The 12,509-nt window shown below is 69.8% G+C and carries 13 protein-coding genes and 1 tRNA gene; 4 read left to right on the forward strand and 10 right to left on the reverse strand.

Annotated elements, in window-relative coordinates; translation table 11 throughout:
* Positions 1-71 precede the first annotated feature (71 nt).
* From AB0G02_RS04645 to AB0G02_RS04655, 3 genes are read right to left on the reverse strand one after another with little or no spacing between them, the layout of a single operon-like run.
* Positions 72-629 (reverse strand): hypothetical protein, encoded by a 558-nt coding sequence (locus tag AB0G02_RS04645; protein WP_360789315.1) that lies wholly within the window; start codon positions 627-629, stop codon positions 72-74.
* Positions 619-924, reverse strand: a complete 306-nt coding sequence (locus AB0G02_RS04650) for a hypothetical protein (RefSeq protein ID WP_360789318.1) — start codon at positions 922-924, stop codon at positions 619-621. The genes AB0G02_RS04645 and AB0G02_RS04650 overlap by 11 nt, the downstream gene beginning before the upstream one ends.
* A complete protein-coding gene (locus tag AB0G02_RS04655; RefSeq protein ID WP_360789320.1) occupies positions 917-1,135 on the reverse strand; it encodes a hypothetical protein in 219 nt (72 codons plus the stop codon). The genes AB0G02_RS04650 and AB0G02_RS04655 overlap by 8 nt, the downstream gene beginning before the upstream one ends.
* Before the next feature lie 134 nt (positions 1,136-1,269).
* Here AB0G02_RS04655 and AB0G02_RS04660 point away from each other — a divergent pair, with 134 nt between their 5' ends.
* The gene (locus tag AB0G02_RS04660) at positions 1,270-2,424 is read left to right on the forward strand and encodes a hypothetical protein (protein ID WP_360789323.1); all 1,155 of its coding nucleotides are present in this window, start codon (positions 1,270-1,272) and stop codon (positions 2,422-2,424) included.
* 2 nt (positions 2,425-2,426) lie between these two features.
* Here the strand turns inward: AB0G02_RS04660 and AB0G02_RS04665 are convergent, their stop codons facing one another.
* The 3 genes from AB0G02_RS04665 to AB0G02_RS04675 all read right to left on the reverse strand — a co-directional run bounded on the left by AB0G02_RS04665 (position 2,427) and on the right by AB0G02_RS04675 (position 5,379).
* Entirely contained in the window at positions 2,427-4,013 is a 1,587-nt protein-coding gene (locus AB0G02_RS04665) for a tyrosine-type recombinase/integrase (protein WP_360789326.1), read from the reverse strand.
* Positions 4,014-4,126: 113 nt separating this feature from the next.
* Positions 4,127-4,199 (reverse strand) — tRNA-Arg (locus AB0G02_RS04670).
* Positions 4,200-4,323: 124 nt separating this feature from the next.
* A complete protein-coding gene (locus AB0G02_RS04675) occupies positions 4,324-5,379 on the reverse strand; it encodes a LacI family DNA-binding transcriptional regulator (RefSeq protein ID WP_360789329.1) in 1,056 nt (351 codons plus the stop codon).
* 63 nt (positions 5,380-5,442) lie between these two features.
* On the opposite strand from AB0G02_RS04675, the gene AB0G02_RS04680 reads away from it, so the two are divergent.
* Positions 5,443-6,630, forward strand: a complete 1,188-nt coding sequence (locus AB0G02_RS04680) for an MFS transporter (RefSeq protein ID WP_360789331.1) — start codon at positions 5,443-5,445, stop codon at positions 6,628-6,630.
* On the opposite strand, the gene AB0G02_RS04685 is transcribed toward AB0G02_RS04680, so the two are convergent.
* Positions 6,596-7,171, reverse strand: a complete 576-nt coding sequence (locus AB0G02_RS04685; RefSeq protein WP_360789334.1) for a DUF3558 family protein — start codon at positions 7,169-7,171, stop codon at positions 6,596-6,598. The genes AB0G02_RS04680 and AB0G02_RS04685 overlap by 35 nt on opposite strands.
* Before the next feature lie 79 nt (positions 7,172-7,250).
* Here AB0G02_RS04685 and AB0G02_RS04690 point away from each other — a divergent pair, with 79 nt between their 5' ends.
* Positions 7,251-9,203: a cytochrome c oxidase assembly protein gene (locus tag AB0G02_RS04690; RefSeq protein WP_360789336.1), complete on the forward strand. Its 1,953-nt coding sequence runs from the start codon at positions 7,251-7,253 to the stop codon at positions 9,201-9,203.
* A gap of 15 nt (positions 9,204-9,218) precedes the next feature.
* Here the strand turns inward: AB0G02_RS04690 and AB0G02_RS04695 are convergent, their stop codons facing one another.
* The 3 genes from AB0G02_RS04695 to AB0G02_RS04705 are packed head-to-tail and all read right to left on the reverse strand — an operon-like array spanning position 9,219 to position 11,627.
* Complete coding sequence (locus AB0G02_RS04695) at positions 9,219-10,028, reverse strand: ABC transporter permease (RefSeq protein WP_360789339.1); 810 nt, start codon at positions 10,026-10,028, stop codon at positions 9,219-9,221.
* Positions 10,029-10,042: 14 nt separating this feature from the next.
* The gene (locus AB0G02_RS04700) at positions 10,043-10,972 is read right to left on the reverse strand and encodes an ATP-binding cassette domain-containing protein (protein WP_360789342.1); all 930 of its coding nucleotides are present in this window, start codon (positions 10,970-10,972) and stop codon (positions 10,043-10,045) included.
* Between the two features lie 13 nt (positions 10,973-10,985).
* Complete coding sequence (locus AB0G02_RS04705; RefSeq protein ID WP_360789345.1) at positions 10,986-11,627, reverse strand: TetR/AcrR family transcriptional regulator; 642 nt, start codon at positions 11,625-11,627, stop codon at positions 10,986-10,988.
* Positions 11,628-11,791: 164 nt separating this feature from the next.
* On the opposite strand from AB0G02_RS04705, the gene AB0G02_RS04710 reads away from it, so the two are divergent.
* Positions 11,792-12,283, forward strand: a complete 492-nt coding sequence (locus AB0G02_RS04710) for a single-stranded DNA-binding protein (protein WP_360789348.1) — start codon at positions 11,792-11,794, stop codon at positions 12,281-12,283.
* Positions 12,284-12,509 lie beyond the last annotated feature (226 nt).

Consider the following 12,509-nt stretch of genomic DNA (forward strand, 5'->3'; position numbering starts at 1 on the left):
GATGGATGGTCCGCACACGGCCGTCCCGTCCCACGGGTGCCGGCGGGAGGCTGCCGACACCCGTGGGTGGTTCAGCGCTGATCGGTCATCTCCAGCGCCAACAGACGCGCCAACTCAGGACCGCTCATCAGCCGCTCGCAGTCGGCCGGCGGCACGAGCCAGCGCACCTCGGACCCCTCGACCACGGCCGGAGGCAGCGGCAGAGTCGCGTTCGAGGGGAAGACCAACTTGTCGTTCAACCCGTCCGCCGACGACAGCACGAACACCGCCGACTCGATCATCGTTCCGAGCATCGGAACCGGTAGCGCCACAACCGGAGTCGGTGCAGCCCGGAACGCTTCGGACCCGATCACCTGCCGCGCCCGCTCCGGCGCTATCGCCACCGCAGTCATCGTCGGCCCGAGAACGGCCAAGGTCGAACGCGTGACGCCGCCCTCCGCCACCGGCCACATGTCCCGGACGGTGCCCGCGTCGAGCGTCGCCATGGCTGGAGACGCCAGGGCGAGCCCTTCGCACTCCGAGCCCGTCACCGGATCGATGTACGTCCCGTCGACCCACAACGCACCCGGCACCACCGGCCAGCCACGCGTGACGCACTCCAGCGCGCTCTCCAGGCCGTTACTCCCCATCCGGGCCTCCGACCCACACCAGGTGGGGAACCGCGCGCCCGCCTTCCCTGAAGAAGATGAGGGCGTTCTCCGCCGACTGGAGGCTCATGTGCGTCCCGCCGTGGACCGGGAACACCTCCACCCCCTTCTTGGTGGTCATCCCCCACGCCGCGATCTGCGCGTCTTCCGGATCGCGGGTCTCCTTGACCACCGCGAACAGGCGCGGTGCCTGGTCGTCGACCAACTCCTGAACGTCGGAGACGAACTCCGGATCATCGAACAGCGAGCCGTCCTCGCCCTGGTCGTCCTCACTCACCAGCGTCAACGTCATTACGCCCTTCCCTCTGCTCCTCGCGGATCTGGCGCACCTCGTCGCGCGCCCACACCGCCGCTTGAGCGCTCTCCCGGCTTTGCCGCACGTATCGCCTGCCGAGGGCGACGAGGTAGAGCAGAGGGATCACGAGCCACACCAGGAACAGCACGACCCCGCCGAGATCACCCGCCAACTCACTCCACACCACGATCATCACCACCCTTGACGATTCGCTGACTTCAGCTTGGTCAACGACCCAGCGTCGGTAAATGACCTGCCAGAGACCTAGCATGACCTAAGGGGCTGTACAGTTGTCAGCGCTGACATTGGTGATATGGAGATCATCCGATGGAGTCAGGGCACCGACGCACGCTGCTGAGCGAACTGCTCCACCAACGCGGCCTCACGGCGGAGGAGTTCAGCGAACAGGCCAACCGCTTCGCCTACGAACGCGGCATTGACGCCACCCTGAGCACCCGCCACGTCCACCGCTTGGCATCGGGCCACCGCGCGGACGGCCGCCCACTGGGACCGGTACGGGCCGGAACCAAGCGGCTGCTTGAGGAGATGCTCGGCGTGCCGACCGACCGACTCCTGAAACCGGTCATGCCCTCACCATCTGAGGCGCAATCGTGGACCGGGGAAGCGCTGGAGCTGCGGGCACGGATCACCTCCGGCCGCGCGGTCGACCAACAGACCGTCTCCCTGTTCCAACAGAAGCTCGACCTGACGCGGCTCATCGATCGACGGTTGGGCGGATCGGCGTTGCTGGGGGAGTTGCGCACTCAGATCGACCAGATGTGGAGCCTGTTGGGCAACGTGCTCGACCAGCGGTCGAGGGCCGCGCTCGCGCGGGTGCTGGTGGACGCGTGCAGCCTCGCCGGGTGGCAGTCGCTCGATCAAGGCTTGCTCCGCGAATCGTGGGAGCACTACGACAAAGCGCGGAGTGCGGCACGCGTAGCCGAGTCGAGCGCGCTGGAGGCCTACGCGTGCGCCGGGCAAGCAGTCGTGCTGATCGACATCGGCGAGCCGGAAACCGCAGTCGAGTTGACTCGCTACGCGTGCGCTGTCGCGGAACACCGCGCACCAGGGCTTCTCACGTCGTGGCTCTTGGCGGGTCACGGCGAAGCGTTGGCAGCGGCCGGCGACCGCGAGGCCGGTCTCAGGGCGTTCGACCACGCTGAGTGGATCATGCCCGCTCAACCGGGCGACACCGAAGCGCCTTATCTGGTGTTCGACGAAACCCACCTCGCCCGGTGGCGCGGTAGCGCGCTGGCGCGACTTGGCGAACCTGAAGCCGTTGACGTCCTGTCCGGCGTGCTGGACCGGTTGCATCCCGATTTCGCACGAGCAGAATCGGCTTTGCGCGTCGACCTCGTGCAGGTGTTGTCGATACGTGGGGAAAGCCGTGAAGCGTCCGCACACGCCGAGCGCGCACGACTTCTTGCCGCGCAAGTCGGGTCAGTCCGGCAACGGCAACGGCTGGAGGCGCTAACCGGCTGAGGCTACTTGCCTTGTGCCGTCTGATGCTGCCGCAGATCCACGATGTCGGCTGAGTGCGTGTTCGCAGCCGAAGGATCGAGCACAATCGCACGCTTGCCGCGACTCGCCTCCACCAAACCTTCCTTCTTGAGTTCCGCGACCGCCCGATTGGCTGTACCCACCGATACGTCATACCGCGCGGTCAGTTCGTTCACGGTCGGCAGCGCGTCACCAGGCCGGAGCGCGCCACAGGCAATGGCACCCCGGAGGTCAGCCGCGATCTTCTGGTACGGACCGCTGATCTTCGGTTCAAGCGTGGAGACGATGTTGCCGGTGGGATCCAGCGCGACAGGTGGCGTTGGCATGCGACCGGTGAGGGTGGCCGCTGCACGCTGGTCAGCCTCCGACCTCCACGCCGAGTACACCTTGAGGGTCGTAGAACCGCCCCCACCGTGCCCCAGACGGCCTGCGACCGTCCGAGGGTCCACGCCTGCCGCGATCAGCTCAGTCGCGCTGTAGTGGCGCAGCGCGTGCAGGTTCGTCTTGATCTCCAGACGTGCGCACATGCGCGAGTAGCGCTGGGAGACGGAGTCCGGCTTGAGCGGTGTGCTGTGATCAACGGCCGTTGAGAACAGCTTTCCCTTGGGTGCCAGTGCAACACCCGCTTCGGCAGCGACGCTCTTGATGTGCTCGAAGTAGATGAGCAGCAGGTTCCAAGTCGCCTCGTCGAGTGCGATCCTTCGCTTCTGGTGGTCTTTCGGGTCGGTCTCCCACGTCTGGCCGCCCTCTTGACCAACGGCGACCTCCACGGTCAGAACGCGCTGAGCGAAATCGACGTCCATGATCCGCACGCCGCACAGCTCACCACGGCGGAACCCGGTCACCATCGTCAACCAGACGAGCATTCCCCAGGAGAAGTCCCGGAAAGCCTCGTTCACGATGAGCGCGGCCTCTTCGGTCGACGGGGGATTGGGCTTGGACTTCGGAGCCTTGGGCTGCGTCGCCACGTCCAGTGGGTTGACCGTGATCCAACCCCATCGCAGCGCCAACTTCATGGCACCGCTCAAGCACGAGTAAATCTTGCGGATCGTGGAGTCGGACAAACCTTCACAGACGTGCACCTTGCACTTGTCGGTGCACTCGTGGTCACCGGCCTTGCGGTGCTCGATGAACTTCCCCTTGCCTCCGCAGTGCTTCGAGCACTGCTTGAGGGTGGCGTTGAAGGAGTCCCACGTCTCACCGTGCAGGTGCTTGCCGAGCTGCAAGTGGCCGAGCAGCGGCCGGATGTGCAGCCGGATGTTCCGGCGGTAGCCGATCTCCGTGCTCCGGTCCACCTTCAGGTGCTCTTCGTACCTGTCCATCAACATGTTGATGGTGGCGGTCGTGCGCGGGGCACGGCGTTCGTCCACCTGGTTGAGCAGTCTCGTCCGGGTCCGCTCCGCTTCCTTGCGGTAGTCGGGCAGCTTGTGCGAGATGGTCTCCGTCAGGAAGTTCTTCTTCCCGGTCAGAGGATCCTTGCCCGCGTAGACGCGGACCTTCAGCGAGCCGCTGGGCAGGGTCAGGATCTCGCCCCGCTGGGCAGCCTTCGCAGGGGTCTTCCGAGGGCTCATAGAGCCAGTCTAGGTGCGTCCAGACTCCACACGTGGCTCTACGAACGGGTGAACCGTCGTCACGTCCTGTAACCCCTGACCTGTCCACGCAGGTCAGGGGCTTGTAGATCCAGCGCCCCCGGCAGGATTCGAACCTGCGACCTCGGGATTAGAAGTCCCTCGCTCTCTCCACTGAGCTACGGAGGCTGGAGGGGCTGTGACCACGCGCTGTAGCAGCGTAGCCGCCCCACCGGACACATCGTCCGGAAGACTCGTCGCGTTTCCTTCAGGCGCCGGAAGGGTGATCAACAAGGCCTAAAAGTGATGTGGATCACGCTGGAGGGGCGGTCGACTCGCGCGAAACGAGGGACACCGCCACTCTGGTCGGCTCTCCCGGTCTGCCTCCGTCGAGCAGTCGGAGCGCGAGTTCGCCGGCTTGACGACCCTTCTCCGCGAGGGGTTGACGCACGGTAGTCAGCGGTGGGTCTGAGTGTTCGGCGGCGGGCACGTCGTCGAAACCCACCACGGACACGTCGGCGGGCACGCGCAGTCCCAGGTCGCGAACGGCCTGGAGGGCGCCGAACGCCAGCTCGTCCGAGGCGCACAGCAGCGCCGTCGGCCGCGGTGAGGCGGAGAGCAGCGCGCGGGCGCCCGTGCGGCCCAGCTCGCGATCGCTGCCGGCGCACTCCCACACCGGGGTGTCCGCCCCCGTCACGTCCAGGTAGCCGTGCAGCCGGTCCCGCGTCACCCGGAACGACGTGGACGCCAGCCGCTCCGGCGTCACCGGGCCGCTGTGCCCGTCGGGGTTCAGCGCGAACGTCACCACGCCGAACCGCCGGTGCCCCGACGCCCACAGCGACGTCGCCGCCAGCCGTGCCCCGCCGAAGTCGTCCACCTCGACGCGTGCGGTGTCCGGCAGCACGGGCTGGTCGATCACCACGAGGGGCAGCCCGCGCGCCCGCACCGCCGCGAACGCCGGCGCGTCGTCCGGCAGCGAGTACGCCACCACGACGTCCGCCTGCGCCCGCGTCACGGTCTCGGGCCGCGGCCCGCCCTTGTCCCGTCCGGGGATCAGCACCAGGCAATGGTCGTGCCCGTCCACGGTCGACGCCAGCCCGTCCAGCACGACGGAAAGCGCCGCGTCCGCGAACGACGCCGACAGCCCCTGCCCGAGCATGAACCCGACGGCCGCGCTGTGCCTGGTCGCGAGGCTGCGCGCCACCGGGTCCGGCCCCGCGTACCCGAGGTCCGCCGCGGTCCGCATGATCCGCTCGCGCAACGCGGCGGACAGCTGGTCCGGCCGGTTGTAGGCGTTCGACACCGTCGCGCGCGACACACCGACCGCACCGGCCACCGTGTCGAGCGTCGGCTTGCGAGGGCGGTCCACGTGGTGAGGGTATCCAGGTAATCGGTTGGACGTTCTGAAGCGCTCTAGTTCACACTCGAAGGTATGCCGACGCCACGTCTCGCCGTCTTCGCGGTGTTCCTGTTCAACGGCGCGCTGTTCCTGTCCTGGGCCGCGCGGATGCCCGCGTTGGCGGCTCAGGTGGGCGCCACGGAGGCCACGCTGGGCCTCGCCCTGTTCGGCGCGAGCGTCGGCCTCGCGACGACGGCGCCGTTCGCCGCACGGGTGTGCGCGCGGGTCGGCGCGCGAAAGCTCATCCTGGTGGGCGCGGGCGTCACGGTCGTGGGCGTGCCCTCCCTCACGCTGGCCGACACACCCCTGCAGCTGGGGCTGGTGCTGTTCGTGCTCGGCGCGTGCGGTGCGTCGTTGGACGTGGGCATGAACGTCGCCGCGGTGGCCGTGACCCGCAGCCTGGACCGGCCGCTGATGCCGCAGTTCCACGCGGGCTTCAGCGTCGGCGGCCTGGTCGGCTCGCTGGGCGCGGCGGCCGCGGCGGGTGTCGGCTGGGGGCTGACTCGGCACCTGATCACGGTCGCGGTGATCGGCGCGGTCGTGCTGGCGTGGGTGATCAGGGCCGTCCCGGGCGACACCGGCGAGACCGCGAACGCGCCCAAGGACGACCGCCCGGTGCTCAAGCGGCCGTTGCTGTGGCTGCTCGCGACGATCACGCTGTGCTCGGCCATCGCGGAGGGCGCGGCGTCGGACTGGTCGGCGCTGTTCTTCGTCAACGAGCGGGGCGTCACCGAGGCGACCGCGGCGGCGGCGTACGCCGGGTTCTCCGTCGCGATGGCCACCGCGCGCCTGCTGGGTGAACCGGCGCAACGCCGCGTGGGCCCGTACCGGCTGCTCGCGGCGGGTGCGGTGGTGGCCGCAGTGGGCTTGGCGCTGGCCGTGCTCGTGCCGGTGGCCGCCGTCGGCTACGTCGGGTTCGCCCTCGCCGGCCTGGGCCTGGCGTTCGCGTTCCCGGTGATCATGGACCTGGCCGGTGACGCGGGCAAGCGCGCCGACGGCACGGGCGGCGAGCGCGAGATCGGCCTGGTGACGACGGTCGCCTACACCGGTTTCCTGCTCGGCCCGCCGGTGGTCGGCGGCATCGCGCACGCCACGAACCTGTCGGTCTCGCTGGGCCTCGTGTCGTGCGTGATCGCGCTGATGGTGCCCGCGGTGCTGCTGGCCCGCCGGTCGCGCACCCGTGAGCTCACGCGATCGGGAGCCGGCCCAACGCGGCCTTGAGCAGCGGCTGCATCGCGGCCAGCATCTGCTCGGGGACGCCGCCGGGCTGCGCCATCCCGACCAGGACGGTGCGGTTGGCGTTCACGGCCAGGGTCGCGGTGCACGCCATCTCGCTGCCGCTCAGCTCGCACATCGTCCACGTCGAGTGCCCCTCGACGACCACCTCGCGGCCCTTGGACTGCCGCGCCTGCACCTGCTCGTACTTCTGGTAGAGCGCGACGACGACGGTCCGGCCGGTCTTCGAGCCGTCGTCCAGCACGTACTGGCACGACTCCTGGATCACGTCGTCCTTGCGCGCGGGTTCCTTCTTGTACGGCCCGATGGGCTTCAGGTCGTCGGCGCTGAGCAGCGAACACGGTTCGACGCCGACGACCGTGCGCGGCTTGGCGATCTTCGGCGCGGACCCGGAACCGCTGGTGCTGGTGGACGTCGTCGGCGCGACCCCGGCCTCCGGCAGCGCGTCCCCGTTGACGGAGTAGCTGCACCCCGCCGACAGCACCAGGGCGAGGACCGTCACGAGCGCGGAGCGGGAACTGGTCACGTCCGGCAACGGTAGTGGGTGTGATCTGCGCACGTCCGGCGGTTGGTGGCAGTGCGGTCGTGCCGCCTAGGCTCGTGGGGTGACCACTGAAGCGCCCTCCCGCACCCGGCGGACCGGTCTCATCCCCCTGCTGGTCGTCGGCACGGCGATCGCCGCGCTCGTCGCGGCGGGGCTGCTGCTCCTGACCGGTGGTGACGCGTCCGGGCTGATCGTCGTGCGCACGCTGACCGAGGCCGCCTCCGTGGTGACCGTGGGCTCGCTGCTGCTGGCGGCGTTCCTGGTGCCGCCGCAGGGCACCGGCACGCTGGCCGCGGACGGTTACGCGGCCGTGCGCACCGCGGGCTGGGCGGCGATGGTGTGGACGGTGGGCGCGGTGCTGTCCGTGCCGTTCACGGTGGCCGACGCGCTGGGCCAGCCGGTGACGAGGCTGCTGGACCCGGCGGTGCTGTTCCAGGTGGCCGGGGTGGTGGAGCAGTCCAAGGCGTGGATGATCACCGCGGTGCTCGTCGCGCTGCTGGCGCTGGGCTGCCGGCTGGTGCTGTCGTGGGGCTGGACCGTGCCGCTGTTCTTCCTGTCGGTGTTCGCCCTGATCCCGGTGGCGGTGACGGGGCACTCGTCGGGCGGCGGCTCGCACGACGTGGCCACCAACAGCCTGCTGTACCACCTGGTCGCGGCCGCGGTGTGGGTCGGCGGGTTGATCGCGCTGCTGGCGCACGGTCGGCGGGGCGGCGACCACCTGGCGCTGGCGACCACGCGGTTCTCCAAGCTGGCCCTGGTCTGCTGGATCGTGATGGCCGCGTCCGGCGTGATCAACGCGTGGGTGCGGCTGCCGCTGAGCGAGCTGTTCTCCAGCGCCTACGGCCTGCTGGTGCTCGGCAAGACGCTCGCCCTCGTTCTTTTGGGTGTCGTGGGTTACTTCCAGCGCGAGAAGAGCGTGAAGCAGGTCGTCGCCACGGGCTCCGGTCGTTCGCTGGTCAGGCTCGCGGGCGTCGAGGTGCTGCTGATGTTCCTCACGCTGGGCCTGGCCGCGGCGCTGAGCCGCACGCCACCGCCGATCGAGGGCCGGGTGCTGCCCAGCACGGTGGAACTGCGCATCGGCTACGACCTGGCCGGGGCGCCGACGGTGTCGCGGCTGCTGTTCGACTGGCGGTTCGACCTGGTCTTCGGCTCGATCTTCATCGCGCTCGGCGTGCTCTACCTGCTGGGCGTGCGGCGGCTGCGCCGGCGCGGTGACGCGTGGCCGGTCGGTCGCACGATCGCCTGGGTGGCGGGCTGCCTCACGGTGGTGTTCGCCACGTCGTCCGGTGTCGGCCGGTACGCGCCCGCGATGTTCAGCATCCACATGGAAGCGCACATGCTGCTGTCCATGCTGGCGCCGATCCTGCTGGTGCTGGGCGGTCCGGTGACGTTGGCGATGCGCGCGCTGCCCGTGGCGGGCCGGGGCAACCCGACGGGCCCGCGGGAGTGGCTGCTGGCGTTCGTCCACTCGCCGGTGGCGAAGGTGCTGACCAACCCGTTCGTGGCGTTGGCGCTGTTCGTGGGCTCGTTCTACGGCCTGTACTTCTCCGGCCTGTTCGACAGCGCGCTGGACTACCACTGGGCGCACCTGGCGATGAACGCCCACTTCATCCTGGTCGGTTACGTCTTCTACTGGCCGGTGATCGGCATCGACCCGGCGCCGAACCGGCTGCCGCCGCTGGGCCGGCTGGGCCTGCTGTTCGCCTCGATCCCGTTCCACGCGTTCTTCGGCATCGTGCTGATGAGCTCCCAGACCGTGATCGGTGACAACTTCTACCGCTCGCTGGGCCTGCCGTGGGTGACGTCGCAGCTGGAGGACCAGCGGCTCGGCGGCGGCATCGCGTGGGCGGCGGGCGAGCTCCCGCTGATCGTGGTGATGGTGGCGCTGCTGGTGCAGTGGGCCAGGTCGGACAACCGCGACGCCCGCCGGGCGGACCGGCGGGCGGACGCGGACGGTGACGCGGACCTCGCCGCGTACAACGCGATGCTGCGCAAGATGTCCGGCAAGGAGTAGCGCGTCCGGACGGGGTCAGAGCGGTCGGCGGAAGCCCCTCACGGCCGCGAACCACCCGGCCAGGGCGAGCACGGCGCTCGTGGCCAGCGCGCCGACCACGCCCGTCACGGGGTGGGCGAGCGCCAGGGAACGGGCCGCGTCGACCGCGAACGTCAGCGGGTTGACCTGGGCGATCGCCTGGAGCCAGCCGGGCAGGCCGTTGACCGGCACGTACGCGCTGGAGGCGAACATCAGCGGGAACATCGCCAGGAAGCCGACGGTCTGCATCAGCTCGGCGTTGCGCAGCCAGGTGGCGATGGCCAGGAAGATCCAGCCCAGGCCCCAGCCGACGGCCAGCGCCAGGGCGAGCGCCGCGAGGGTGCCGAGGACGCCGCCGGCGGGGGAGTAGCCGAAGACCACGACCGCGAACACCAGCATGAGCAGCAGCTGGGAGGCGGTGCGGACCAGGTCGGACAGGCTGCGTGCGACCAGCACCGACCCCGGCCGGATGGGCAGGGAGCGGAACCGGGCCAGCACGCCGTTCTTCATGTCCGTGACCAGGCCGACGCCCGCCTGCAACGCGGACTGCATGGCCGTGTTGACCAGGATCGCGGGCATGAGGAAGTCGATGTAGGCCACGCCCCGGGGGAAGCCCGGCGTGGTGGCGATGCTGGCGAAGATCTGGCTGAACAGGGTGAGCATGATCAGCGGCTGGAGGATGCTGAACACGATCATGCGGGGGTCGCTGACGAGCGTGCGCAGCGACCGCTGGGTCAGCACCAGCACCTGGGTGCCGAAGTCGGTGCCGCGCCAGCGGGTGGGTGCGGCGGTGAGGGTGGCGGTCATCAGGTGACTCCTGTTCAAGCCGCGTGCTGCGCGAGGGTGAGGTAGACGTCGTCGAGGGTCGGCTCGCCCAGGGCCAGCTCGGTGGCCTCCAGACCGACGTCGTCCAGGGCGCGGACCACCGTGGCGATCTCGCGGGACGACGTGACCGGCGCGGTCAGCGTGTCCCGCGCGGCCACGGGTTGCAGGCCCGCCCGTTCCAGGGCGCCGGTGGCCTTGGGGATGTCCGAGGCGTCCGCGAGGGTGACGGTGACCGTGCGTCGGCCGACCTGGGCCTTCAGCTCGGCGCTGGTGCCCGCGGCGACGACCCTGCCCTGCGCGAGCACCGTGATCGAGTCGGCCAGGCGGTCGGCCTCGTCCAGGTACTGGGTGGTGAGCAGGACCGTGGTGCCGTCGGTGACCAGGCCTTCCACGATCTCCCACAGACCGAGCCTGCCGGCCGGGTCCAGGCCCGTCGTCGGCTCGTCCAGGAAGATCACCTCGGGGTGCCCGACGAGGCTCGCGGCCAGGTCGAGCCGCCGCCGCATGCCGCCGGAGTAGGTGCGGGCCGCCCGCTTCGCCGCGTCCGTGAGCCCGAACAGCTCCAGCAGCTCCCTGCCCCGGGCCCTGGCCTCGCGCGGGGTCGCGCCGAGCAGCCGGGCGATCAGGACGAGGTTCTCCAGGCCGGACAGCTGCTCGTCCACGGCGGCGAACTGGCCGGTCAGGCCGATCCGGCTGCGCACCTGGTGAGCCCGGTCGACCACGTCGAACCCGGCCACCCTCGCGCTGCCCGAGTCGGGCGGGAGCATGGTGGTCAGCACGTTGACCAGCGTCGTCTTGCCCGCGCCGTTGTGGCCGAGCAGGCCGAGCACGGTGCCTTTGGGCACGGCGATGCTCACCCCGTCCAGCGCCTTCTGCGCCCCGAACGCCTTGCCGACGTCGGTGGCTTCGATCATCAGTTCGTCCACTGCTTCTTCCCCCTCAGTCGTTCTTCAGCACGCCGTGCAGGTAGAGCTCCACGAGCTGGTCGGCGTCCGCGGTGGCGTCGCTGAACCCGTTGCCCTGCATGCGGTTGGTGAACACGAGCCCGAGCAGCAGGCGTGCGGCCAGGGCCGGGTCGACGCGCAGGTCGTCGTCCGGGCCGAACAGGGAGGCGACGGCCTCGGTGATGCGCTGCATCTCGACCGGCGCTCCCCGGTGCTCGCGCCGCTTGTCGTGCCCGTCGTGCTCTCCCCGCTCTCCTTGGGCGCCGTGCGGGTCGTAGCCGGAGTCGCGCAGGACGCTCATGAGCTTCCACATGCGGTCCAGGTAGCCGGAGACGGCGCTGATGGCCCACGAGAGCCGTTCGGCCAGCGCGTTCGCCTGCCTCGCCTGCTCGATGAGCTCCAGCTCGGAGTCGACGGCGAGCACGCTGCGCACACAGGTGTGGATGAGCTCCTGCTTGTCCTTGAACGCCCGGAAGACCGTGCCCTCCGCGATGCCGGCGGCCTTGGCGATCTGGCTGGTCGTCACGTTGACGCCGTGCGTGAACAGCAGCGGCACGGTCGCGGTGACGATCGCCTCCCGGCGGTCCTCGGGGCTCATCGCGGGCGCTCGACGGCGTCGGGTGGTGTCCTCGGGCATGGGTCCAGCTTATGAGTGAGCCCTCACTCATGTCAACGAGTGAGCGCTCACTCAGTCGATTATGCATGCTTCGGCCAGTTGTCCACAGATCCGCAACCGCCCCTGTCACCCCGGCTCACGCCCCGGCAACCTGGTCACACGGCGATCACCACCAGGAGGCGGAAATGGCGTACAACGAGACCCGCGTCACCATCTGCGGCACCGTCGCGAGCCCGGTCACCCACACCACCGTCGGCACCGGGTTCAGCCGGACCAAGTTCCGGTTGTTCACCGCCGAGCGCGTGTGGGACCAGGGGCAGCGCACCTGGGAGGACGGCGGGCGGATGTTCCTGTCCGTCTCCTGCTGGCGCATGCTCGCGGACAACGCGATGGCGTCGTTGAACAAGGGCGACCCGGTGGTGGTCACCGGCCGGTTGACGATCAAGGACGTGGAGTTCGAGGGCGTCGTCCGCCCGTTCGTCGAGGTGGAGGCCACCGCGATCGGCCCCAACCTCGCCCTGTGCACAGCCCTGCCCGTGCGGACCAAGTCGGTCGCGGACGCCGTCGAGGCCCGTGCCGCGCCGGAGATCGTCGCGCCCCGCAAGCCGGAGGAGCTGCCGCTCGTCCTCCCGGCCGAAGGGGAACGTCCGAAGGAGGTGGCCGAAGTGCCGTTCTGAGCCGTTCGAGCTACAAGGGCTTCCGCCGGCGTGATCGGGGCGGAGAATGCGCGGGCAGTCGTCGCCGTTGCGAGCGTGGAGGAGGGAGATCGTGGGCCGGCGCCAGGGCCGGGTCCCGCACGCAGGCACCGGGGTTGACAGCGCACCGAGTTCGCGCATCCGGTCGGAGTCGCTGGTCGCAGGGTCGCGCCAGGCGTGTCCGACGGTCGTGTGACGAGTGTGGGTG

Origin of the sequence: Actinosynnema sp. NPDC023658 (assembly GCF_040639995.1) — a bacterium.
Classification (GTDB): Bacteria; Actinomycetota; Actinomycetes; order Mycobacteriales; family Pseudonocardiaceae; genus Actinosynnema.

Coding starts and splice junctions, on each gene's coding strand:
- AB0G02_RS04710 (WP_360789348.1), top strand. CDS start 11,792: ATGGCGTACAACGAGACCCGCGTCACCATCTGCGGCACCGTCGCGAGC.
- AB0G02_RS04665 (WP_360789326.1), bottom strand. CDS start 4,013: ATGAGCCCTCGGAAGACCCCTGCGAAGGCTGCCCAGCGGGGCGAGATC.
- AB0G02_RS04680 (WP_360789331.1), top strand. CDS start 5,443: ATGCCGACGCCACGTCTCGCCGTCTTCGCGGTGTTCCTGTTCAACGGC.
- AB0G02_RS04645 (WP_360789315.1), bottom strand. CDS start 629: ATGGGGAGTAACGGCCTGGAGAGCGCGCTGGAGTGCGTCACGCGTGGC.
- AB0G02_RS04695 (WP_360789339.1), bottom strand. CDS start 10,028: ATGACCGCCACCCTCACCGCCGCACCCACCCGCTGGCGCGGCACCGAC.
- AB0G02_RS04705 (WP_360789345.1), bottom strand. CDS start 11,627: ATGCCCGAGGACACCACCCGACGCCGTCGAGCGCCCGCGATGAGCCCC.
- AB0G02_RS04655 (WP_360789320.1), bottom strand. CDS start 1,135: ATGATCGTGGTGTGGAGTGAGTTGGCGGGTGATCTCGGCGGGGTCGTG.
- AB0G02_RS04660 (WP_360789323.1), top strand. CDS start 1,270: ATGGAGTCAGGGCACCGACGCACGCTGCTGAGCGAACTGCTCCACCAA.